Source organism: Polaromonas sp. YR568 (assembly GCF_943371715.1).
Lineage (GTDB): Bacteria > Pseudomonadota > Gammaproteobacteria > Burkholderiales > Burkholderiaceae_C > Polaromonas.
The window spans coordinates 49,191-71,952 of record NZ_CALRVW010000020.1 but is presented as its reverse complement, the minus strand read 5'-3'; the positions used below and the strand labels follow the sequence as shown (position 1 = coordinate 71,952).

The window sequence follows — 22,762 nt, the reverse complement described above, 5'->3', positions numbered from 1 at the left end:
CGCGGCATGCCCGCGGTTTGTCACCCTTGAGACCTTAAAATCGGGCCATGAAAATCCTGATCTGCAACGACGACGGCTACCAGGCCTCCGGCATCATTGCCCTGTACGAGGCCCTGAAGGACATCGCCGATGTGGAGGTGGTGGCGCCCGAGCAGAACAACAGCGCCAAATCGAACGCGCTGACCCTGCATTCGCCGATGTACGTGCAGACGGCGGCCAATGGTTTTCGCTACATCAACGGCACGCCGGCCGACTGTGTGCACATCGCGCTGACCGGGCTGCTCGGCTACCGGCCCGACCTGGTGGTCTCCGGCATCAACAACGGCGCCAACATGGGTGACGACACGATTTATTCGGGCACCGTCGGCGCCGCCATGGAGGGCTACCTGTTCGGCATTCCCTCGATTGCGTTTTCGCAGACCGAGAAGGGCTGGGCGCACATCGACGTGGCCGGGCGGCGCGCGCGCGACCTGGTGCAGCAGCTGATGCCTTCGCTCGAAAAAATTGCTGAAGGCGCGCAGCCGACGCTGGCGCCCTGGCTGCTCAACGTGAACATTCCCAACCTGCCCGACGCGCAGATCCAGGGCTTCAAGGTCTGCCGCCTGGGGCGGCGCCACGCGGCAGAGCGCGTCATCATGCAGACCAGCCCGCGCGGCGAAACCATGTACTGGATAGGCGGCGCCGGCGCGGCCAAGGAAGAGGGCGAGGGCACGGACTTTTTTGCCACCCGGCATGGCTTTGTCTCGATCACACCGCTGCAGGTCGACCTGACGGACCATGAGCGGCTGCCCTACTGGGCGCAGACGGCCGCCCAGCTGAGCCAGGCCGTCCGCAGCGGGCCGGTGACCGAGCCCGCCCAGGCGGCGGCATGAAGTCCCCGCTGAAGCCGCCTTTCAATCCGTCCGCTGCGGCGGCCAGCGCGGCCGGTGCCACGCCGGCCCGGCGGCCGGGCTTTCCGGTTCGCCTCGAGCCTGATGCCGGCACGCCATCTGCTACCAAAAAACTAGCTGGTCGCGTCCATCCGGAAAGGGATGCAGGCATTTTTGACTCCAAAAAACCAGCCAAGACCGTGCTCACGAGCGGTGTCGGCCTGGACTCCCGGGCGGTGCGAACGCGCATGGTCAGTAAGCTTGCGGCACAGGGCATCTCGGACGCCCAGGTGCTCGCCGCCATGGGCCATGTCGAGCGCCACCGTTTTGTCGACACCGCGCTGGTCAACCAGGCCTATGAAGACACCAGCCTGCCGATCGGGCTGGGCCAGACGATTTCCAAGCCCAATGTGGTGGCCCGCATGCTGGAGCTGCTGCGCCAGGGCGCGGGCAGCCCCGAAAGCAAGCTGGGGCGCGTGCTGGAAATCGGCACCGGCTGCGGCTACCAGGCGGCCCTGCTGGGGCAACTCGCCACCGAGGTCTACAGCATCGAGCGCCTGCGCGGGCTGCACGACAAGGCGCGCGAGAACCTGCGCGCCTTTCGCCTGGCCAATGTGCATTTGCTGTTTGGCGACGGCATGGCCGGTTACGCCAAGGGCGCACCGTACGCGGCCATCATTGCGGCGGCCGGCGGCGAGGCGATTCCCCCGGCTTGGGTCGAGCAGCTCGCGGTCGGTGGTCGCCTGGTGGCGCCCATGCATGTGGCCGGTGGTGCCCAGGCGCTGGTGGTGCTTGACAGGACGGCGAACGGTGTTACACAGACTGTTCTGGAGGCCGTGCACTTTGTACCTTTAAAATCGGGAACCAGCTGAGCAGGCATGAACCCAAGTATGTTCATGGTGTCTCCCAGCGTCACGAACGCAGAATTGACAAGAAGCTTTGCAAAAGGGTGAATCAAACAATGAATGAACAAGCCGGATCGGCCATGACAGCGTCTCTTTCCACGGCTTCTGGCCGCCACCCCGGCGGACTGCGTGCTGGCCGCCTGCTCGCGACCTGTTTTCTGGCCGCCGCAGTCCTGCTGCTGTCCGCCTGCGGAACGCGCAGCCTGGGCCGCGCGCCGGTCGAGGACCGCGGCGCCGGCATGGGGCGTGCGCCGGTGGGCGCGGTCGACCCTGCCAGCGTCAAGCCGCTGCCGGGCGCCGAAAACGCCGGCAAGCCCGGCTACTACACGGTCAAGCCGGGCGACACCCTGATCCGCATCGGGCTGGACACCGGCCAGAACTGGCGCGACATCGGGCGCTGGAGCAATCTTGAAAACCCCAACCTGATCGAGGTCGGCCAGGTGCTGCGCGTGGCGCCGCCGGTCGAGAGTTCGGTGGCCGTGTCCCGGCCGGTGACGTCCAGTTCGGTCACGCCGGCTGCCCCGGCACCGGCCAGCAGCGCCCCCGCTCCGGCGACCGCGAGTGCCAGCGCCGCCAAACCGGCGGCATCGGCACCATCGGCACCCGCTGCGGGCGGCGAGGACGATGTGGCGTGGATCTGGCCGGCGCAGGGTCCGGTGCTGGCTGGTTTTGATGAGGCCAAGAACAAGGGCATGGACATCGCCGGCAAAACCGGCGACCCGGTGATGGCGTCCGCCGACGGCCGCGTGGTGTATGCCGGCGCCGGCTTGCGCGGTTACGGCAACCTGATCATCCTCAAGCACAACAACACCTTCCTGACCGCCTATGCGCACAACCACACGCTGCTGGTCAAGGAAGACCAGTCGGTGCGCAAGGGCCAGAAGATTGCCGAGATGGGCGCCAGCGACGCCGACCGCGTCAAGCTGCATTTTGAAATCCGCAAGCAGGGCAAACCGGTTGACCCAGCCAAGTTTCTGCCCGCCAAATAAACCGGCGCTTCGTTTCGAACCGAAAAGAGCCCTGCTTGCAGGGCTTTTTTCATGACCGGTGACAGCCCATTGATGCATCAAATTGGCCGCCAGCCCTTGTTCGGCGGGCGCAAGCTGCTATCAGCTTGGTAGCGAATCCTGGCTGCTGGGGATCGCGTCGTAACCGCGGCCGGTGAACTGCAACAGGTCAATGCCGTGGCCAAACGGGTCGGCCAGCCCGGCGATGCGGCCCCAGATGCGGTCGGTCACCGGTTGCTCGAGTACGGCGCCGTGCAGCAGCAGCCGGCTGACGGCGGCGTCGATGTCGTCCACCACGAAGTCCAGGTGCACCGGTGTCCAGTGGCGCTGGTAGCTGCGCGTGGCGGCTTGGCCGGGCAGCGGGCGGCTGCCTTCGGTTTGCAGCAGCAGGTCGATCGGGCTGCCCGCACCCAGCAACTCGACAAAGCCGCTCTGGAAGCGCCGGCCGCAGTGCAGGCCGAGTCCTTCGGTGTAGAACGCGACAGCGCGTTCCATGTCGTTCACGTCGATGCAGATGCGGATGTTCATGCTTCGCTCCTCTTGTCGGATGTTGGGGGGCCGAAAATGTTATCGCAGCCTGAGACAATGGGGGATGTCCAGAAGAAAACACCAGCAGCCGCAGCACCAGCCGGCCCCCGCGTCAATCGATTACCCGCCCGATGTGCTTACTGTCGAGTCGCTCGACATCGAGGCCCAGGGCATTGCGCACCGGGAAGACGGCAAGGTGGTGTTCATCGAAGGCGCCTTGCCCTTCGAGACCGTCAGCGCCAGCGTCTACCGCAAGAAACCGAGTTTCGAGAAAGCCACGCTGATGGCGGTGCTGCACGAGTCCTCGCAGCGCGTGCGTCCGCAGTGCCCGCATTTCGGCCTGCACACCGGCGCCTGCGGCGGCTGCAAGATGCAGCACCTGCAGGTGGGCGCCCAGGTGGCCGTCAAGCAGCGCGTGCTCGAAGACAACCTCTGGCACATCGGTAAGCTCAAGCCCGAGATGGTGCTCCGGCCGATCGAAGGCCCGGCCTGGAACTACCGTTATCGGGCCCGCCTGTCGGTGCGTTTTGTGCGCAAAAAGGGCGAGGTGCTGGTGGGCTTTCATGAACGCAAGAGCGGGTATGTGGCCGACATGCGCGAGTGCCATGTGTTGCCCAGGCATGTCAGCGACCTGCTGCTGCCGCTGCGCGTGCTGATCGCCGGCATGGACGCCAAGGAAACCCTGCCGCAGATCGAGCTGGCCTGCGGCGACACGGTGACGGCCATGGTGCTGCGCCACATGGAGCCGCTGTCCGCCGGCGATCTGGGCAAGCTGCGCGCCTTTGCGCTGGCCCATCCGGGCCTGCAATGGTGGCTGCAGCCCGGCGGGCTGGAGACGGTCAAGCTGCTCGATGAGATGACCGATCCGGCGCAACAGCTGGCCTACGGTCTGCCCGACTACGGCATCACCATGCCCTTCAAACCGACCGATTTCACCCAGGTGAACCCGCACATCAACCAGGTGCTGGTGTCGCGCGCGCTGCGCCTGCTCGGCGTGCAGGCGCACGAGCGCGTGATCGACTGGTTTTGCGGGCTGGGCAATTTCACCTTGCCGCTGGCCACCCAGGCGCGCGAGGTACTGGGCATCGAGGGCAGCGAGGTGCTGGTCGCCCGCTCGCGCGAAAACTATGCATCAAACAAGGCCGCAGCCCGGAAGGGGCGGGCGCTGGCAGCTACGAAATTTGTAGCGCGCAACCTGTTCGAGATCAGCCCTGGCATGCTGGTCAAGGACGGCGCCGCCGACAAGTGGCTGGTGGATCCGCCGCGTGAAGGCGCGTTCGAGCTGTTCAAGGCGCTGGCCGCGCTGCACCAGCAGATCGTCACCGGTGTGCCTTGCGACGACGCTGGCGGGCAGCAGAACCTGCAGATCAGCGACTGGACGCCGCCGCAGCGCATCGTGTATGTCAGCTGCAACCCGGCGACGCTGGCGCGTGATGCCGGCGTGCTGGTCCATGACGCGGGTTACCGCTGCACGGCCGCCGGTGTGGTCAACATGTTTCCGCACACGGCGCATGTGGAATCGATGGCCGTGTTTGAGCGGCTCCCGGTCGGCGCCGGCCAATAAGAACGAAAAAAAGGCTGTCCGCCATGACAGCGGACAGCCTGGGCCAGACGGCCTTTTATCGGCAGCAACTCAGTGCGTGGCACCCGCCTTGCCGGCGGTGTCGGCCTTGTAGATCCCCGCGTCAGCGGCACCCGTGACTTCCAGCATGCCGACCAGCCCCTTGCCGGCCCGCGACAGGGCGTGGTCCACCAGCAGGTAGCTGCCCGGGTAGTCCACCTTGAACTCGACGATGGTGGCGCCGCCGGGGGCAACCAACGTGGTCTGCACATCACGTTTGGGCGAGCTGATCGAGCCTTCGCTGTAGACCTTGTCAAAGATTTCGCCAATCACGTGGAAGGACGAGATCTTGTTCGGGCCACCGACGCCGAAGAAGATGCGCACGGTCTCACCGACAGTGGCGGTGAGCTTGTGCTCCTTGGTCAGCGAGCCCACCGCGCCGTTGAAGACGTAGTAGTCGGGCAGCTCGGCTGCCATCTTGTCCAGGTCAAACTCCTGGTGCGTCTTGGCGCCGTGTGGCCGGGTGGTGTACATGTCGCCCTGCATCACGTAGTACTCGCGGTCCACCTTGGCCAGGCCGCCTTCGGGTTCGACCAGGATCATGCCGTACATGCCGGCCGAGATGTGCTGCGGCACCAGCGGTGTGGCGCAGTGGTACACATACAGCCCGGCGTTCAGCGCCTTGAAGGTGATGGTTTTTTCCTGGCCGGGGCCGACTTGGGTGTGTTCGCCGCCACCATGGCCGCCGGTCACCGCATGCAGGTCGATGGAATGGATCATCTTGCTGTCGCGTGCATTGACCAGGGTCAGCTCGATGGTGTCGCCGATGCGGGCGCGCAGCATGGGGCCGGGCACCTTGCGGTCGAAGGTCCAGTAGGTGAAGCTGGTGCCGTCGTCGAGTTTGCCGGTCAGCTCCACGGTTTCCATGCGGTACTTCAGGTGCTGGGGCGCGCGGGCGCCGATCGGGGCAGGCACCGCCGCCGGGTCCATGGCCACACTCACGGCGGCTGCGTCGGCAGGCCGCGGGGCGGGCGCGGTGTACAGCTCGGCACCAGGAACGCCGGTGGTCTTCGCCGCGGCTTTGGGCGCTGCGCTTGCGATGCTGGTCCCGGCCACTTCAAACACGCCTTCCATGCCGATCTGGCGATGGCCTGCGATGGTGCAGTAGTAGGTGAACTTGCCCGCCTGCGTGACGGTGAAACGCACGGTCGTGGGACCGCTGGCGGCGTCGAATTTCTGCGACTGCACCTTTAGCTCGGGAATGGCGATGTCGTGCTGCGCACCTTCGCCGCTTTTGAGGCGGATTTCAACCGTGTCGCCCACATTGGCGCGCAGCACCGGGTTGGCTTGGCCGCGGTCGTCGATGAACACCATCTTGCCGTTGACGATGCCGGTTTCGAGCGTGTACTTTTTGGCAGCGCCCTTGGCCTGCTCTGTGGCCGGGGCGTGGGAGGCGCCGGCCTGGCTGGCCGCGGGCGGTGCCGCAGCCGCGCCCAGACTGGCCAATGCCATGGCCGCGGTGAGGGCCAGGAGCGAAAAATTCCTTGAATGATGGGTACGCATACAAACAACCTTCTTTCTTCTTTGAAGGCCTCCGGATCTCTGTTGTCCGGGTGCCTGCAGACAGTGTAGTTAGAAGATGTATTTGTTGTGTACCTCTATAAGGGTTAACGCGAACTCTGTTGATCCAGCGCAAGTTGGGCTGGTCGACGGGTTTCAGTCAAAGCTGAATCAACCCCTTTGGATATATGGAAAGTTTGCTATCGAATAAATAGCTGCTGAAGGCGCCCCGATGGATGTGTTTCCAGGCCCTTCGGCCGGGACGCCGCCGGTGTGAACAGGATTGCCCAGGCCTGACAGCCCATGAAAAAAGGGCCCGAGGGCCCTTTTTCTGGATGGAAGCAAGAAGCTCAGTCGCGCTCGCCGCCGGCGATGCCCAGCAGGGCCAGCAGGGCCTGGAACACGTTGAACAGGTCCAGGTACAGGGCCAGCGTGGCGCTGATGTAGTTGGTCTCACCGCCGTCGAGGATCTGCTTCAGGTCGTACAGCATGTAGGCGCTGAAGATGCCGATCACGGCGACCGAGATCGCCATCATGCCGGCGGTGGAGCCGACAAACACGTTGATGATGGAGCCCACCATCACGACCAGGGCGCCGACAAACAGCCATTTGCCCATGCCGGAGATGTCGCGCTTGATGACACTGGCCAGGGTGGCCATGACAAAAAACACGCCGGCGGTGCCGCCCATGGCGGTCATGATCAGTTCGCTGCCGTTCCTGAAGCCGAGGATCATGCCGATCATGCGCGACAGCATCAGGCCCATGAAGAAGGTAAAGGCCAGCAACACCGGCACACCGGCGGCAGAGTTCTTGGTCTTTTCAATGGCGTACATGAAGCCGAAGGCGCCGCCGAGGAAAACGATCAGGCCCAGCCCGCCGCTCAGGGAGGCTGTGATGCCTGTGGCCACGCCCACCCAGGCGCCCAGCACCGTGGGAAGCAGGCTCAGCGCCAGCAGCCAGTAAGTGTTGCGCAAGACCCGGTTGCGTTGCTCGACAGAGCCAACGTAGCCATGGTCCAAGGTTTGAACATTGTCATTCATCCGGTCTTCTCCATTAGAGGCCTGCATATGCGGGCAAGATCATTTTAGGGGACGGTGGCGGTTTTCAAGGATTAACCCTGCGTACTGCCTACTTTTTGTCAGGGTTCTATAAGTTTTCAGTCACGCAATGAGACCCGGTACGACGCGGAAAGTTGCGTATGCTTGGCGTTTTCCCGAAACAAACCCTGGAACACCATGAAATCGAAAACAGTGCTGGAATTTTCCGATGTGCAGGCCATCTCCGCTGCCGCTGCCGCAGAAGCGACGAAAAACAGCTGGGCGGTGACGATTGCCATCGTTGACGACGGCGGCCACCTGCTGCACCTGCAGCGCCTGGACGGTGCCGCACCCATTTCCGCCCACATCGCCCCGGCCAAGGCCCACACGGCAGCCATGGGCCGGCGCGAGAGCAAGATTTACGAAGACATGATCAACGGCGGACGCTTCTCCTTCCTGAGCGCGCCGGAACTCAAGGGCCTGCTCGAAGGCGGCGTGCCCATCCTGAAGGACGGCCAGTGCCTGGGCGCGGTCGGCGTCAGCGGCGTGAAGTCCAGCGAAGATGCGCAGATCGCACGCGCCGGCATGGCCGCCATCGGCCTGTAAGGGCTGTGGCTCGGAGTGCTATTTAATCGATAGCTGACCGCGCACCTTGAATAAGGGCTGAAGCCTGCTTTCAATAGAAAAAGCCGACCTGCGGGTCGGCTTTTTACATGGTGCGTGGAGAAAAAAAGCCTGGCTACTGCAACTGCCCGAAAGCGGCTGGCTGGCTGGCAAAAACGACCTGTGAGACCGTTGCCGGCCCCGGATCGTCCCACGATGAAACTTGACGGCTATTTGGTCAGGATCAGCTTGCCCAGACGCGTCGCCTGCAGACGGTAGGTCGAGCCGTTGTGCACGATGTCCACGGCCTTCTGGCCGCGCAGCAGTTCATGGCTGTCCACGGCGCTTTGGGTTGGCCCGGCGGCAGGGGTGGTGGCCACCGCGTGGTCGTTGCGGCGAGACGGCAGGCTCAGGGTGGCGGAGGCAGGTTGTGCAGGGGACATGATGGTTGACCTTGGTGGACCTGAGGGGTTGTCGGTACCGTAATGATAACTATTCTCAATTGCAAGTCAAGTGCCGGCCCGATTTTTTTCTGAAAAATGCACTGTTGGCGGCGCTGATCGGCGGGGGCAGCGCATAGAAACCTGGCCCGGTGAAGCACCAGGTTGTCATGCGGGCGGGCGCAGCCGCCGACCGTCAGGGCTTGACCGGTTCGGTGATAAAACCGATCTTGCGCAGTCCGGCCTGCTGCGCCGCCGCCATGGCCTGGGCCACACGTTCGTAGCGAACCGCCTTGTCGCCGCGGATGTGCAGTTCGGGCTGCGGCTCCTTCGCGGCCGCCGCCTGGAAGCTGGGCGCCAGCGCCGCATCCTCGACCCGAGCCTCGTTGAGGTAGTAGGCGCCATCGGCGTCCACCGTCAGCCGCACTGTCTCGGGCTTGACGTTCTGCGCCTCGTTGGTGGCGCGCGGCAAATCGATGTTGACCGCGTGTTTCATCACCGGCACGGTGATGATGAAGATGATCAGGAGCACCAGCATCACGTCGACCAGCGGCGTCATGTTGATCTCGTTCATCACCTCGTCGGTGTCGTCCTGGGTTCCGAAGGCCATGCTGCTTGTTCCTTCTGTGTCAGGCTTTTTTCATGGTCACGACATTGGCAGGCCCGCCGCTGGTGACCCGTGCGCCGGTCACGAAGTAGGCGTGCAGGTCGTGGGCAAAACGGTTGAGCTTGTGCAGCACGCCCTTGTTGCCGCGCACCAGCGCGTTGTAGCCCAGCACCGCCGGAATGGCGACAGCCAGGCCCAGCGCCGTCATGATCAGCGACTCGCCGATCGGGCCGGCCACCTTGTCGATGGTCGCCTGGCCGGCCGTGCCGATGGCCAGCAGCGCGTGGTAAATGCCCCAGACCGTGCCGAACAGGCCGATGAAGGGCGCGGTGGAGCCGACCGAGGCCAGGATGGCCAGGCCCGACTGCAGGCGCGAGGTGAACTCGTCGATGGTGTTGCGCAGGCTGCGCGTGACCCAGTCGCTGACGTCCAGCGTGTCGTGCAGGTGCGCCCGGGTGTTGCGGTGGTGGGCGGTGGCCTCGCGGCCTTCGATGGCCAGCTGGCGGAAGGGATTGGCCGGGTCGTTGCCCAGCCGGGCCAGGCCGGCTGCGAAGTCTTCGCTGTGCCAGAAGTCTTCCGCGCTGCGGGCAATCTTCTTGTACTTCAGCACGTCCAGGGTCTTGGTGAGGATGACGATCCAGGACACCAGCGACATGCCGATCAGCAGCAGGGCCACCGACTTGGTGACGAAGTCGCCCTGCGTCCAGACGTTCAGCAGGCCAAATTGTGAATTCATGAGTTACTCCAGAACAAAATTAATCGGGGCTTTGAGCAGGAACTGGGTGTCTTCATTGACGCCCGCCCGCCGGAAAGGGGTGACCTGCGAGGCCATCACGGCGTCGCGTGCGGCCCGGTCCAGGCGTTCGAAGCCGCTGGACTTGAAGACTTCGGCACGTTTCGCGTGGCCGGAGGTGCTGTAGTAAACGGCAATGATGACCACGCCGGATTCGCCGCTGCGCTTGCTCAGGGCCGGGTAGACCGGACGCGGCGGCCGGACGTATTCTGTTTCGCCCTGGGTGATTTCCACCAGGCGCGCCGGGGCCGGTGGTGCGGGGGGCGCCGGGGCGGGCGCCACCGGCGCCAGCACAGCCGGTGCCGGTGGCTGGGGTTCGACCACGCCGGTGGGGGCATTGGGCGCCGGCACCGGGTCCCGCACGGCCACGGGCATGGGCGGCGGCGGCAGCTTGGCCGTTTTGGGCGCGGGTTTGGGCGGTGGCGCGGGCGGTGGTGGCGCCACCTTGGGCGGCTCGATCTCGATGATGCGCGTCAGCAGTTCGGCCGGCACCACGTGTTCCACCGCCCGGCGCAGCAAGCCGTTTTGCAACGCCCACAGTGCAGCCACGTGGAAGATGACCACGCTGGCGGCAATCACGATGTTGCGGCTGATCGGCAATCGCACGGGGCTTGTCGGAAGTGCAGGGGCGTTGGAGCCCGAAATGGCGGAAGCGTTCATCGGAAGTCTAGTGGATGCGAAGGGAGGAACGCGTGTGCGGAAACAAGTCGGACAGAAAGGGCGCGCGCTAGCGGCGGAAAATCCACCAGAGCGGGCTGATCACCAGGATCAGGCTGCCGGCGAGGCTGGCAAAGAGGGTGAGAGAGGATTCCATGGGCTGCCTTCCATTGGGTGGTCGGCGCGCTTGATGTGGGCCGTGGGGCAGGTGGCGCTGCATTGCGCCACCACGTCCCGGGCACACCCTTCACACTGACCGCACTGAGTGGCGACGCCGAGTTCGAACTGGATCTCGTCAAAGCCCAGCCCTGCGCGGGCATGACGGGCGATTTCGCGGTCGGAGATTCGGCGGCAGACACAGACGATCATGGGATTGGCTTGCTGGTGGTTAAATCGATGTTTGAAGTATAAATGCGAATCGATCGCATTTGCAATAAATCTTTGATGTCCCTGAAAAAAAATCAGGGCATCGAGTCGGTCAGGCCAGCGGATCGAAGAACAGCTCGGGCGAGGCCTGGTCCAGGGTGGCGCAGCCGCACAGCGCCATGGCAATCTCGAGCTCGTCGCGCAACAGCCGCAGCACATGCGCCACGCCGAGCGCGCCGGCATTGGCCAGGCCGTACACGCAGGGCCGTCCCACCAGCACGGCCCGCGCGCCCAGCGCGATGGCCTTGAGCACGTCCGTGCCGCGGCGTATGCCGCCATCGACCAGCAGTGGCAAGTCACCCGCCACAGCCTGGGCGATGCGCGGCAGCACCGCCGCGGTGGCCGGTGTGGTGTCCAGCGTGCGGCCGCCGTGGTTGGAGACGATCAGCGCCGCCACCTGCAGCGCGGCCGCCTGGCGCGCGTCCTGCGGATGCAGCACGCCCTTGAGCAGCACCGGCAGCCGGGTGGTTTCCTGCAGCCACTGCACGTCCGCCCAGGTGGGCGCGTGCCCGGGCAGGTTGTCGAACAGGCTGGCGCCGGGGTGGCCGGGGGGCGGCGCCAGCTGCGCCAGATTCACGGCGGACATACCGGCGGGCAAGCGGAAGCCCGCACGCCGCTCGCGGTCGCGCGCGCCGCTGGTGGGTGCATCCACCGTCAGGACCAGGGCTTCGTAGCCGGCGTTTTCGGCGCGCTGGACCAGCTCCCGCGTGAAGCCCCGGTCGTGCTGGAGATAGAGCTGGAACCACAGCGGGCCGCGCTCGGCATAGGCGCCGAAAGCCCGGGCGACGGTTTCCAGGGAGACGCTGGCCTGGGTGCTCAGCACCAGCCCGGCGCCCTGGGAGGCTGCAGCGTGCGCGGTGGCGATTTCCCCGTCGCGATGGGCCATGCGCTGGTAGGCCACCGGCGCCACCAGCAGCGGGTGGGCCAGCGTGCGCCCCAGCAGTTCGACCCGTGTGTGCCCGCCGGCCAGCGGGCGCAGCACGCGCGGCAGCAGGCGCAGGCTGTCCCAGGCGCTGCGGTTGGCGCGCAGCGTCCCTTCGTCGGCGGCGCCGCCGCTGAAGTAGGCCCAGGCCTGGTCGTCGAGCCGGGTGCGCGCAAAAGCTTCGTGGTCGTCCAGCGTCACCAGCCCGGCCGGCAGCGTTTCCACAGAGGGAAGGGGCACATGCGTCGCCTGGGCCGGGCTCATGTGTCGGCCCACATGCGCAGCAGGTTGTGATACGTGCCGGTGAGGACGGTGGTGGCCGCGCTTTCGCCCTGCGCCTGGCGCAGCTGCATCAAGGCCATGTCCATCTCGAACAGCAGGCGGCGCTGCTCGTCACTGCGCACCAGGCTTTCCACCCAGAAAAAGCAGGCCAGCCGCTCACCGCGTGTGACCGGCTGCACCTGGTGCAGGCTGGTGCCGGGGTAGAGCACCGCATGGCCGGCCGGCAGCTTGATACGTTGCTCGCCGTAGGTGTCGGCGATGGTGAGCTCCCCGCCTTCGTAGTCTTCCGGGTTCGACAGAAAGACAGTGCAGGACACATCGGTTCGCACACGCTGCCCATCCGGCAGGGTGCGTATGGCGCCGTCGACATGGTTGCCGTAGTGGTTGGCCGCGCCGCTGTAGCGGTTGATGCGCGGGGTGAATATCTTTTTGGGCAAAGCTGCGGTGAGAAACAGGGCGCTGCGTTCCAGCCCGCGCGTCACCAGGCCGCTGATGGCGCGTGCCGCCTCGCAGTCGTAAGGCAACTGGACGTTGTTCTTGACCTGCCTGGCCTGGCTGCCGGCGCTGTCACGCCCGTCGGTCCAGGGCGCGTCGCGCAGCAGCTGACGGGCTGCCTGCAGGTCCTGCGTACCAAGGATGTCGGGGAGGGTCAGCAGCATGGTGTCGGTGATACAGGTTGATAAAAAACTGAAAAGCCGCCCCCGGCGAAAGGGGCGGCAGGAGGCATAAAAAAAGCGCGCCGAGCTCAGAACTTGACGCTGGCGGTGACCTGGAACAGGCGCCCTGCGCCCGGGATGTAATGGCCGCTGTACAGGGAGTCGGCGTAAAGCTTGTTGGTGACGTTGGTCAGGTTGGCCTTGACGACCAGCATGTCATTGACCGCGTATTCCGCCATCAGGTCGCCCGTCACGAAGCCCGGGACTTTCCAGCCCGGGTTGCGGATGGGGGTCTGCTCGCCGCGGAAGTTCAGTCCGCCGCCCACCCTGAATTTCGGTGTCAGCTGGTAGGTCGTCCAGACCGTGCCGCTGTACACGGGGGTCAGCGAGGGGCGCGAGCCCTGGCCTTCGGCACCGGCGGCGCCGATGTCGATGCGGGCGCTGGGCATCCACATGAAGGAGCCGTACACCTCCCAGCCCGGCGTGAGGCGCCCGGAGATGTCGATCTCGGCGCCGGCCGCATGCCGCTTGCCCGACAACACGTCGATGTTGATCAGCGGATCGGTGTTGCGCTCGTGCAGCTTGGTCGAGTGGAACAGGGCCAAACGGGTCGTGAACCGCTTGTCCGCCGTGTCCAGCTTGGCACCGAGCTCGATGTTGCGGCTCGATTCCGGCGGGGTGTTGACGGTGGCGGCGCTGTAGGAATAGGTGTCGCCGGACGTGTTGAACGAGGTGCCGTAGGACAGGTGGTAGGAGTGCAGCGGGTTGGGCTGGTACAGAAGGCCGGCACGTTTGCTCCAGGCGGAAATTTTCTGGCGGTAGGCGGTGGTGGTGACCGGGCCCGGCGCCGCATTGGGAATGGCGTAGGTGTTGTAGTCGCCGCTCATGCTGTCATGACGCAGGCCGAACAGGACTTTCCAGTGCGGCGCGATCTGGATCAGGTCTTGCGCGTACACGCCCATGCCGCTCGATGAAAAGTCGCTGGAGGGGCGCAGCACACGGCTGGCTTCATTGATCGAGGCGCCGTCATCCGGCGTGCCCACCAGGGTGTTGGGCTTGGTCAGGTTCACGCCGCCCTGGGCGGCGCTGCGGGCGGCGTACACCGTCTTTTTCTCGCTGGCGAAATCGACGCCGGCCAGCAATTCATGGTTGACGCCCAGCGCGGCAAACTTGTTGCTGAAGTCGCTTTGCAGGTGGACGGTTTCCATGTCCTGGATCTTCAGCTGGGTGCCGCGTGTGAGCACGGTGCTGGGCCCGAAGTTGTCCAGGGTGACGGCCCTGCGGCCGGGCTGCAGGGCAGCGGCACCAATACGCACCGTGCCGGCGCGCTGGTCGCGGTCGAATTTCCCGACGCGCACCTGCGTCTTGAGTTCGCTGTCGCTGTCGAAGCGGTGGGTGTGGCCCAGTGTGGCCATCGTGGCGCTGCCCTTGTTGTAGTCGCTGGCCATGCCGTAGTAGGCCTTGGGGTCCAGGGGCAGGGTGGTGGTGTCGCTGACCGGGGAGCCGGCATTGGGACGGATCCACGGCATGCCGTAGTTCATGCCGTTGTTGTTGTCCAGGTGGTAAAGGCTGGCCAGAAACTCGTCGGCCGTGCCTATGCCCAGCCGGTACGCCACCGCCAGGCCTTTCTTGTCCAGGCTGCTGCCGGCGCCGTTGTTGTCGGCGGAGGTGCTCATGGCGTTGATGCGCAGGGCGGCGTTTTCGCCGGTCTTGATGTTGAAGTCGCCCGTCAGCCGCTTGTAGCCGTGGTTGCCGACCGTGGTGGCGACCTCGTGTTCGGTGATCAGGCGCGGCACCTTGCTGACCTGGTTGACCGCGCCGCCGGTGGAGCCACGGCCGAACAGCATGGAAGCGGAGCCGCGCAGGATTTCCAGCCGGTCCAGGTTGAAGGTGTCGCGCTCATAGAAGGCCGGATCGCGGATGCCGTCGATGAACAGGTCGCCGGTGCTTTGCAGCGGGAAGCCGCGCAGGCGGATGTCTTCCTCACCACCTTCGGCCGCCAGAAAGCTGATGCCGGCGGTGTTTTTGAGGGCTTCCTTGACCGTGTCCAGGTTGCGGTCGTCGATCAGTTTCTCGGTCACCACCGTGACGGATTGCGGAATGTCGCGCAGCTCCTGGTTGCCCTTGCCGATGGTGGAGCGGTTGACGCGCAGCGAATCCTTGCCGCTGTCGTCGGCCTTTTCCCGCACCGTCACCGGCGCGAGGGTGTTGCCACCGGCTTGCGTGGTGGCTGCCGCTGGTGCAGCGTCCTGAGCCCAGCTCGAGAAGGACGCGGCCAGCATCAACGCGCCCAGGGGCAGCAGGGTTTTGCCTGCTGAGGGGGCAGGTGTGCAGGCCAAGGCAGCGGGGGCGCCCCGGGGACGGGATGGGGGGCGACGCACGGAACGTGCGCGGCGGGCAGAAGGGTTTGCCAAGATGGCCTCCAAGCGGGAAGTCCGGCCTTGTAGCGGCAACGGACCGGGTTTCAGGAAATGGCTTGGCTGTGCTCGAAGACGTCCTGGCGGACACGAGTTGGCTGGCTGGTCAGGTCAACCGTGAGTGTAAATTAAATGATAATGATTCGTAATAACTTGTACGCCGAAAGCCGGTGATTTTCTGAAAATCGCGTGCCCTGTGGCGTAAAAGCCATGGGTGGCAGGAGACCGGCCGGAGATCAGCCGGGTGGCGGGCCGGGCTTGCGAGCCCAGCGGATGTTGTGCACACGCGGCGTTTGCCCGGGGACTGCGGCTTCGCTGCCGCAGCCGCTGCAGCCCGAAGCGCAGCCGGCCGCCGGTTGTTGCGCCAGCGCCTGCAGGGTGCGCGAGGCCTGCAGGCGGCCGGAGCGGGCCATCAGCGTCCGTGCGGCGCGCTGCTTCAGTCCCGCCGGCAGGAAGATCCAGAGGCAATAGGCGGCACACAACACGACCAGCGTGTAGACCGCCAGGGCTTGCAGCAGGCTGTACATCAGCCGGTCAGCGCCAGCACGGCGCGGTAGGTCACAAACGAGGCGGCATAGGCCAGCGCAAACAGGTAGGCGGCCATCAGCAGTGGATAGCGCCAGGAGTTGGTTTCGCGCTTGACCACGGCCAGGGTCGAGATGCACTGCGGCGCAAACACATACCAGGCCAGCAGCGAGTAGGCGGTGGCGGTGGACCAGCTCTGCGCAATCAGCGGGCTCAGCGCCGCGGCCGCGTCGTCGCCGGCGGCGGACAGCGAATACACCGTGCCGAGGGCCCCGACCGCGACTTCACGCGCGGCCATGCCGGGCACCAGCGCGATCGAGATCTGCCAGTTGAAACCGATGGGCGCAAACACCACCTCGAGCGCCTTGCCTATCATGCCGGCGAAGCTGTACTGGATGGCTGCACCGGTGGCGCCCTCGGGCGGCCCGGGGAAGGTCGAGAGAAACCACAACACCACCATCAGCGCAAAAATGATGGTGCCGACGCGGTGCATGAAAATCTCCACCCGCTGCCACAGGCCCAGCAGCAGGTTGCGCAGATTCGGCACGCGGTAAGGCGGCAGCTCCAGCATCAGCGGCTGGTAGCTGCTTTTGGCCCAGGTACGCTTGAACACCCAGGCCACGGCCATGGCCGACACAATGCCCAGCAGATAGAGGGCAAACAGCGTCAGCCCCTGCAGGTTGAAGATGCCGACTTCGCGGTCCGGGATGAAGGCGCCTATCAGCAGGGCATACAGCGGCAGCCGAGCCGAGCAGGTCATCAGCGGCGCGATCATGATGGTGGCGAGCCGGTCGCGCCAATGCGGAATGGTGCGGGTGGCCATGATGCCGGGAATCGCGCAGGCAAAACTCGACAGCAGCGGAATGAAGGCGCGGCCCGACAGCCCGACCTTGCCCATGACGTTGTCCAGCAGAAACGCGGCGCGCGGCAGGTAGCCCGAGTCTTCCAGCAGCAGGATGAAGAAAAACAGGATCACGATCTGCGGCAAAAACACCAGCACGCCGCCGACGCCGGCCACGATGCCGTCGACCAGCAGGCTTTGCAGCAGGCCGGGCGCCATGTGTTCCTGGATCTGCGTGCCGGCCCAAGCTACCCCGTCCTTGATCAGGTCCATCGGCAAGTTGGCCCAGGCAAACACCGCCTGGAAGATCAGGAACAGCACCGTGGCCAGCATCAGCAGGCCGGCCACCGGGTGCATCACAACCGCGTCGATGCGGTGGTTGAAACGTTTGACCTGGCCGGCATTGGGCACCGCGGCGGCCAGAATGGCCCGGACCTGCACCTGCAACGCGGCCATGTCCGGCACGCCGTCTGCTCCTGTTTTAATAGTTGCTAGCACAGACGGGTATTGGGCTGGAGGCACAAAAGCTTCATGACTTTGGGCCGCAAAGGCGGTCTGGGCGGCTTGCAGCAGGGCCTCACGCCCGCTTTCGCCGGTCTTGCCGCGCCAGGTGGCGAACCACGGGTTGTGCACCGCGACGGTTTCCACCACCGTCATGCCGAGTTCGGCCGACAGCCGGGCGATGTCGATCTGCAGGCCGCGCGCGCGCGCCACGTCCATCATGTTCAGCGCCAGCACCATGGGCCGGCCCAGCGCGCGCAACTGCAGCACCAGACGCAGGTTCATGCGCAGGTTGGTCGCGTCGACGACGGCGATGATGCCGTCCGGCCGGCTTTCACCGGCGCGCAGGCCCATCACCACGTCATGCGTGACGACTTCGTCGGTGGTCGCCGGGTTCAGGCTGTAGGCACCCGGCAGGTCCATCACGGCCAGCTCGCGGCCGTCGGGCAGGCGGGTGCGGCCTTCCTTGCGTTCGACCGTCACGCCCGCGTAGTTGGCGACTTTCTGGCGCGCGCCGGTCAGCAGGTTGAACAGGGCGGTCTTGCCGCAGTTCGGGTTGCCGACGAGGGCGATGCGCAGCGGGCCTGCAGGTGTGTGTGTGGCGGCGTTCATGCGGGCACCTTGACCTGGATGCACGTGGCTTCATGGCGTCGCAGCGCAAAAACGGTATCGCCGACCTGCACGGCGATAGGCTCGCTTCCGCCCGGGCCGCGCCGCAGCACGCTGATGGTTTCGCCGGCCATGAAGCCGAGTTCGGCCAGCCGTTGCAGCAGACCGGAGGCGCCGTCCTTGCCTGGAGCCGCCAGCCCGAGGATGGTCGTGATCCGGTTCGGTGCCAGATCGGCGAGGGACAGCGAGCCGGAAAGGTTGGCGTGAACAGGGGGCGTGGCAGAGGTCATGGACGCTTGACTCGAGGGCTGCGCGAATTTTTCCAAGTTGGTACGCTATTCTTTATGAGAATCATTATTATTTGCATTGTAGTGGAAGCATCATCTCTGCATGTTGACTTGGGTCACGGATTGGCCCGATCCCGGTAGTCAGGTATCGGGTACTCAGGTGTCAGGTCAGAGGCGTCAGAAGGCCATTGCGGCCGCCAGACCGGCGAGGGCGACCGCCAGGCCTCCCAGTGGCGCAGCGTGCCGCGGTGCGTAACTGAGCACGCCCACCACCCCCAGCGCACCGGCAGTGAGCACGCCCAGCCACAACACCCAGCCCTGGGCCGGTCCCTTGATCGCCAGGCAGCCAGCCAGCGACAGCAGCAGGCCCAGCACGCCAGCGCTACGCAGCCAGGGCCGGCGCGGGCCGGGCGAGCTGCCGCGGCCATAGCTGTCCTCATGGTGCCGGTCCATCGCCAAGCCCAGCGCGGTGAAGCCCGAAAACGCCGTGCACCAGGCGGCGACGACCATGGGCCATGTCGCCGTCACAGCGCTGGCTCCCCGGTAAGGTGGGTGGCTCCAGTGCGCTGCGCGCTGCGTGCCGGCTTGCGCCGTGCCAGCCACCCCACGCACATCAGCAGCGCCACGCCCAGGGCCAGGCAGGTCAGGTCAAAGCCGGCCACACGCCACAGGCCCGCCGGGATGCTCACGCCCAGGTGGGTGGCCGTGGTGGCCGCGTTCAGCAGCGGGATGGCGCCGAACAAAAACGCCGCGATACCCAGCTGAACCATCCACATGCGCCGCGTGGGCCAAGCCAGACCCGCGATGGCGGCCAGGCCCCACACGCCGAAGAACAGGTCGATCTCGGCCTGTCCGCGCGCGCTCATGCCTACGGGCAGCAGCCGGTTGGCCCAGAAGAAGGCCGGGATGGCGATCATCAGCCCGGCGATGGCGCCGACATTCAGCCCGTCCACCAGGCGGGACGCCCAGCCCACGCGGCCGCCCTTGGCCACGACCTTGGTGTACTTGTTGCGCTCTTTCACGGCCCACAGCAGCAGCCCGGTGGCCACCATCCCGCAGCCGGCCAGCCCCGACACAAAAAACAGCAGGCGCAGCAGCGGGTCGGCGAAGCGGCCCTGGTGCAAACCGTACAGCACGCTGCGGGTGGTGAAAACCGCGCCGCGGTCTTCGCCCACCTCGCTGAGCAGCTTGCCGCTGCTGCCGTTGAACACCAGGGTGGGCTGTGCCGACGACATGGTGTGCTCGCTTTTGCGTGACAGCGTGATGGTGGCCACGGCATCGCCGGGGTTGTTGACGGTGATGCGGCCTATGCTGCCTTTGCCCCAGCGCTGCTGCGCCTCGGTGATCAGCGGCGTGATCGGTGTCAGCGGCGTGGCCATGCCCGAGGGCTTGGGATCGCGCGGCCCGCTGGCCGGAAACACCTCGGCCGTGAAGGCCTGGGGGTCGCCCTGGTAGGTGACTTGGGGGCCCCAGGGCATGTACATCAGCATCAGCGTCACCAGGCCGGTGTAGGTGATCATCAGGTGATAAGGCAGGGCCAGCACGGCGGTGGCGTTGTGCGCGTCCAGCCAGCTGCGCTGGCCTTTCCTGGGGCGAAAGGTGAAGAAGTCCGCAAAGATGCGCCGGTGCGTAACGATGCCGGTGATGATGGCCACGAGCATGAACATCGCGCAGAAGCCGATGATCCAGCGCGCCCAGATCGCCGGCATGTAGTGCAGGTCGAAGTGCAGGCGGTAAAAAAACTCGCCGCCGCGCGTTTCGCGGGTGACCGCCAGCAGCTTGCCGGTGGCCGGGTCCAGCACGGCGCTGTAGAAGCGGCCGCGGCGCGTGACGCCGGGCTCCAGCGGCGGCTCGGCCGCGCCCTTGACGACCGGCGCGCCCGACCAGCTCGCGCGCACGCCGGGCTCGCGCACTGTGGGCAGGCTGATGAACCAGCGCTGGCTGGTCGGTGCGCGCTGCTGCAGTGCGGCGACGGTGTGGTTGACGACCTCGGCTTCCGGCGGCAGCCCCAGGCGGGCCTGGTGCAGCTCTGGCTTCATCCAGAAGGTGATCTCGTCGCGGTAATAACAGGCCGTGCCCGCCGCAAACACCATGAACAGCACCCAGCCCACCAGCAGGCCGCTCCAGGTATGCACCCAGTTCATGGACTGGCGAAAACCTTCCTTCATGGCGCACTCCGGAGATACAGGTGGATGAGAACCGCCATGGCCAGCGGGATGGCAGGCAACAGCAGGCCCAACCAGGCGCGCCAGGCGCTGCGTACGGCGAACACCCACATCACCGCCGTCGTGTAGATCACGAAGGACAGCAGCATGCCGAAGAGCGCGGCTTCGGCGCGCGTGCCGGGAAAGTAGATGGCCGACACCGTGGCCACCAGCGCCGACAAGGCGTAACCGCCCACGATGGCTGCCACCGCGCGTGATGCCACGCCCAACCGGTACATCAGGGCGACGTTGCCGCGCGGCAGCCAGCCGTGGCGACTGTAGCCATCGGCGTCCGCATCCTTAGCCGGCACCGAATCCGGGGCGCTCTCCATGTTCATCGGGGTACTGCTCATGGGTGGTCCTGTTCCTAGTAGCGGGCCTTCAGCGCCAGCACGAACTTGCGCGGCTCGCCGTAGAAGTTCTGGCGCGCGACGCTGGAGACTTTTTCGTAGTACTTTTCGTCGAGCAGGTTCTCGGCGCTCAGGCTGACCGAGACCTTGTCGTTGACCTGGTAGGCGACCTGGGCGTTGAACAGCGCGTAGTCGCCCGACACCAGCCTGACGGTGCCGCTTTGCGCCGAGAACTCGCTGCGCCAGGTGACGCCGCCGCCCACACTCCAGCCGGTGAGACCCGGGCCACGCAGCGCGTAACGCGTGGACAGGTTGATGCTGTGTCTGGGCGTGACCGGGCTGAACACCGTGCCGACCTGGGCCACCGGCGCCTTCAGGTACAGCGTCTCGGTGTAGGCGTAACCGGCACTGAGGTCCCAGCCGGGCGCGAGCTGTCCGCTGACTTCGGTCTCCAGGCCCTGGCTGCGTACTTCGCCGCCAGCGATGGACGCGGTCGGCACCACCGGATCGGCGATGGCGCGGTTCTTGTCGAGGATGCGGAAGATCGCTGCATGCGCGTTGAGCCGCTTGTTGAAGAACTCGCCCTTGACACCGGCCTCGACCTGCGAGCCGGTGCGCGGCGCCAGCAGGCCGCCGGCGGCGTCGAGCGCCGTCTGCAGCACAAAGGTTTCTGCGTAACTGGTGTAGGCCGAGATGTTCGCGTCCAGCGCGTAGATGGCCGCGACCGATGGCGTGAACTGCCGGCCTGGTCGGGACGTGGAGGTGACGGCGCCGTCGCTGGTGCGCCGCACTTCCACATCGGCCCAACTGGCACGGCCGCCCGCCAGCAGCTGGAGCCGCTCGGTGGCATTGAGCTGGAACTGGCCGTACAGCGCGTCTTCGCTGCGCGTGGTCACGCTCGTATAGCCCGGCAGCTTGATCGTCGGGTAGGCGAGCTCGTAGTTGGGCCGGTAGATGTTGGCCGCGAGGTTGGGGCCATAGGCCAGGTTGCCGCCGAACGTGTCGCCGGTGTTGCGGCTCATGCCGAGCAGCACGCGGTGCGTGGCCTCGCCGATCTTGACCGGGCTGGTGAAGAACAGGTCGTAGTTGCGGTCGGTGCTTTTCTGCTCGTAGTCCACCGTCTGCAGCTGGTAGTTGCCGTTGACCGCCACCGCGCTGTTGGCGCGGGCCGCGCGGTAAAACGAGGTGCGGGTCACGTCGCGTGCCGAGAACTTGATTTGCCCGCCGTTGTCCAGGCGGTGCTCGAGTTCGGCAAAGGCGTCGTCGGTGTCCAGGTCCTGTCGGTTGGCGCGCAGGCCGGCGAAGCTCGAGCGCGGCAGGTCCAGCAGGGTGCCGTTGGCCAGGCTGGGCAGGCCCTGGTCGATGGCGGCGCGGATCTTCTGCTGGGTGTAGCCGACCGACAGCGTGGTCGATGGCGTGATGTCGAGTTCCAGTGTGCCGTAGGCGGTTTCCTTGTTGTTGAACAGGGTGTCGACATGGCTGTTGCGCTCGTCCTTGACCGCGACCACGCGGCCGCGCAGGGTGCCGGCCGCATTGAACGCGCCGGTCAGGTCCACGTCGGCGCGTTTGAAGCCGAAGGAACCGACGGAGGCGTTGGCGCCCAGGGCCAGTGTGCCGAGCGCGCGCTTGCGCACCAGGTTGACCGCGCCGCCGGGTTCTCCCGCGCCCTGCAGCAGGCCGGCGGGGCCGCGCAGCACCTCGATGCGTTCGTACACGGCCGTGTCCAGCGCGGTCGAGTAGTTGGCGCCCTGGCTGATCGGCACGCCGTCGAGCTGGATGGCGCCGATCTCGAAACCGCGCGAGCGGATCACGTTGTAGTTGCCCGCGCCGTCGTAGCGCTCCACGGTCACGCCGGTGGTCTGCTTGAGCGCGTCTTCGACCTTGGTGATGTTCTGGTCGTCCAGCCGCTGGCGCGTGATCACGCTGATCGATTGCGGCGTGTCCTTCAGCGACTGGCCGGTCTTGCCGATGCTGACGGCGCGCACGGTGTAGAGGCCGCTGTCGCCCGAGGCGCTGTCGGTGACGCGGATCTCGGGCAACGCGGCGACCGGGGCGGCCTGTGCGAACAGGGGCCCATGCAGGCCGCAGGCGGCAATCAGCGCCGCCACGGCCACCGGATGCCGCCGCGGTGGTGCTACACAATTCATAGCTGATTGCGCTTGGCGGACAAGGGCT

General features: G+C 65.9%; 23 protein-coding genes. 5 read left to right on the top strand and 18 right to left on the bottom strand.

Annotated elements, in window-relative coordinates; translation table 11 throughout:
* Nucleotides 1-47 precede the first annotated feature (47 nt).
* The 3 genes from surE (at nucleotide 48) to AAG813_RS14590 (ending at nucleotide 2,763) form a co-directional block, all read left to right on the top strand.
* On the top strand, nucleotides 48-872 hold the full coding sequence (gene surE / locus AAG813_RS14600; RefSeq protein ID WP_341916339.1) for a 5'/3'-nucleotidase SurE: 825 nt from the start codon (nucleotides 48-50) through the stop codon (nucleotides 870-872).
* On the top strand, nucleotides 869-1,741 hold the full coding sequence (locus AAG813_RS14595) for a protein-L-isoaspartate(D-aspartate) O-methyltransferase (RefSeq protein ID WP_341916337.1): 873 nt from the start codon (nucleotides 869-871) through the stop codon (nucleotides 1,739-1,741). Before surE ends, AAG813_RS14595 begins: the two co-directional genes overlap by 4 nt.
* Nucleotides 1,742-1,854: 113 nt before the next feature.
* Nucleotides 1,855-2,763: a peptidoglycan DD-metalloendopeptidase family protein gene (locus AAG813_RS14590; protein WP_341916335.1), complete on the top strand. Its 909-nt coding sequence runs from the start codon at nucleotides 1,855-1,857 to the stop codon at nucleotides 2,761-2,763.
* A gap of 120 nt (nucleotides 2,764-2,883) precedes the next feature.
* On the opposite strand, the gene AAG813_RS14585 is transcribed toward AAG813_RS14590, so the two are convergent.
* On the bottom strand, nucleotides 2,884-3,309 hold the full coding sequence (locus tag AAG813_RS14585) for a VOC family protein (protein ID WP_341916333.1): 426 nt from the start codon (nucleotides 3,307-3,309) through the stop codon (nucleotides 2,884-2,886).
* Between the two features lie 64 nt (nucleotides 3,310-3,373).
* On the opposite strand from AAG813_RS14585, the gene rlmD reads away from it, so the two are divergent.
* On the top strand, nucleotides 3,374-4,873 hold the full coding sequence (gene rlmD / locus AAG813_RS14580) for a 23S rRNA (uracil(1939)-C(5))-methyltransferase RlmD (protein ID WP_341916331.1): 1,500 nt from the start codon (nucleotides 3,374-3,376) through the stop codon (nucleotides 4,871-4,873).
* Nucleotides 4,874-4,942: 69 nt separating this feature from the next.
* On the opposite strand, the gene nirK is transcribed toward rlmD, so the two are convergent.
* Nucleotides 4,943-6,433 carry a copper-containing nitrite reductase gene (gene nirK / locus AAG813_RS14575; protein ID WP_341916329.1) on the bottom strand — a complete coding sequence of 497 codons (1,491 nt, stop codon included), beginning with the start codon at nucleotides 6,431-6,433 and terminating at the stop codon, nucleotides 4,943-4,945.
* Between the two features lie 347 nt (nucleotides 6,434-6,780).
* Nucleotides 6,781-7,470 carry a Bax inhibitor-1/YccA family protein gene (locus AAG813_RS14570; RefSeq protein WP_341916327.1) on the bottom strand — a complete coding sequence of 230 codons (690 nt, stop codon included), beginning with the start codon at nucleotides 7,468-7,470 and terminating at the stop codon, nucleotides 6,781-6,783.
* A gap of 195 nt (nucleotides 7,471-7,665) precedes the next feature.
* On the opposite strand from AAG813_RS14570, the gene AAG813_RS14565 reads away from it, so the two are divergent.
* Nucleotides 7,666-8,073, top strand: a complete 408-nt coding sequence (locus AAG813_RS14565; RefSeq protein WP_341916326.1) for a heme-binding protein — start codon at nucleotides 7,666-7,668, stop codon at nucleotides 8,071-8,073.
* A gap of 227 nt (nucleotides 8,074-8,300) precedes the next feature.
* Here AAG813_RS14565 and AAG813_RS14560 read toward each other — a convergent pair whose 3' ends face one another.
* From AAG813_RS14560 to AAG813_RS14490, 15 genes are all read right to left on the bottom strand, one after another.
* Entirely contained in the window at nucleotides 8,301-8,513 is a 213-nt protein-coding gene (locus AAG813_RS14560; RefSeq protein WP_341916324.1) for a hemin uptake protein HemP, read from the bottom strand.
* A 193-nt stretch (nucleotides 8,514-8,706) separates the two neighbouring features.
* Nucleotides 8,707-9,120 (bottom strand): biopolymer transporter ExbD, encoded by a 414-nt coding sequence (locus tag AAG813_RS14555; protein ID WP_096696243.1) that lies wholly within the window; start codon nucleotides 9,118-9,120, stop codon nucleotides 8,707-8,709.
* 19 nt (nucleotides 9,121-9,139) lie between these two features.
* On the bottom strand, nucleotides 9,140-9,853 hold the full coding sequence (locus tag AAG813_RS14550) for a MotA/TolQ/ExbB proton channel family protein (protein WP_341916320.1): 714 nt from the start codon (nucleotides 9,851-9,853) through the stop codon (nucleotides 9,140-9,142).
* A 3-nt stretch (nucleotides 9,854-9,856) separates the two neighbouring features.
* Nucleotides 9,857-10,516, bottom strand: coding sequence for an energy transducer TonB (locus AAG813_RS14545; protein WP_341916318.1), 660 nt, complete (start codon nucleotides 10,514-10,516; stop codon nucleotides 9,857-9,859).
* 162 nt (nucleotides 10,517-10,678) lie between these two features.
* Nucleotides 10,679-10,936, bottom strand: a complete 258-nt coding sequence (locus tag AAG813_RS14540; RefSeq protein ID WP_341916316.1) for a (2Fe-2S)-binding protein — start codon at nucleotides 10,934-10,936, stop codon at nucleotides 10,679-10,681.
* A gap of 109 nt (nucleotides 10,937-11,045) precedes the next feature.
* Nucleotides 11,046-12,179 (bottom strand): alpha-hydroxy acid oxidase, encoded by a 1,134-nt coding sequence (locus AAG813_RS14535; protein ID WP_341916314.1) that lies wholly within the window; start codon nucleotides 12,177-12,179, stop codon nucleotides 11,046-11,048.
* Nucleotides 12,176-12,856, bottom strand: a complete 681-nt coding sequence (locus AAG813_RS14530) for a Fe2+-dependent dioxygenase (RefSeq protein ID WP_341916313.1) — start codon at nucleotides 12,854-12,856, stop codon at nucleotides 12,176-12,178. The genes AAG813_RS14535 and AAG813_RS14530 overlap by 4 nt, the downstream gene beginning before the upstream one ends.
* A gap of 86 nt (nucleotides 12,857-12,942) precedes the next feature.
* Nucleotides 12,943-15,135, bottom strand: a complete 2,193-nt coding sequence (locus tag AAG813_RS14525; RefSeq protein WP_341916356.1) for a TonB-dependent siderophore receptor — start codon at nucleotides 15,133-15,135, stop codon at nucleotides 12,943-12,945.
* A 371-nt stretch (nucleotides 15,136-15,506) separates the two neighbouring features.
* Nucleotides 15,507-15,797, bottom strand: coding sequence for a DUF6587 family protein (locus AAG813_RS14520; RefSeq protein ID WP_341916311.1), 291 nt, complete (start codon nucleotides 15,795-15,797; stop codon nucleotides 15,507-15,509).
* Nucleotides 15,797-17,749, bottom strand: a complete 1,953-nt coding sequence (feoB, locus tag AAG813_RS14515; RefSeq protein WP_341916309.1) for a ferrous iron transport protein B — start codon at nucleotides 17,747-17,749, stop codon at nucleotides 15,797-15,799. The genes AAG813_RS14520 and feoB overlap by 1 nt, the downstream gene beginning before the upstream one ends.
* On the bottom strand, nucleotides 17,746-18,036 hold the full coding sequence (locus tag AAG813_RS14510) for a FeoA family protein (RefSeq protein WP_341916308.1): 291 nt from the start codon (nucleotides 18,034-18,036) through the stop codon (nucleotides 17,746-17,748). The genes feoB and AAG813_RS14510 overlap by 4 nt, the downstream gene beginning before the upstream one ends.
* A gap of 174 nt (nucleotides 18,037-18,210) precedes the next feature.
* Nucleotides 18,211-18,543, bottom strand: coding sequence for a DUF3325 domain-containing protein (locus AAG813_RS14505; RefSeq protein WP_341916306.1), 333 nt, complete (start codon nucleotides 18,541-18,543; stop codon nucleotides 18,211-18,213).
* Between the two features lie 14 nt (nucleotides 18,544-18,557).
* Complete coding sequence (locus AAG813_RS14500) at nucleotides 18,558-20,201, bottom strand: PepSY-associated TM helix domain-containing protein (RefSeq protein WP_341916304.1); 1,644 nt, start codon at nucleotides 20,199-20,201, stop codon at nucleotides 18,558-18,560.
* Nucleotides 20,198-20,476 carry a DUF3649 domain-containing protein gene (locus AAG813_RS14495; protein ID WP_341916354.1) on the bottom strand — a complete coding sequence of 93 codons (279 nt, stop codon included), beginning with the start codon at nucleotides 20,474-20,476 and terminating at the stop codon, nucleotides 20,198-20,200. The genes AAG813_RS14500 and AAG813_RS14495 overlap by 4 nt, the downstream gene beginning before the upstream one ends.
* 128 nt (nucleotides 20,477-20,604) lie before the next feature.
* On the bottom strand, nucleotides 20,605-22,734 hold the full coding sequence (locus AAG813_RS14490; protein WP_341916303.1) for a TonB-dependent siderophore receptor: 2,130 nt from the start codon (nucleotides 22,732-22,734) through the stop codon (nucleotides 20,605-20,607).
* Between the last annotated feature and the right edge of the window lie 28 nt (nucleotides 22,735-22,762).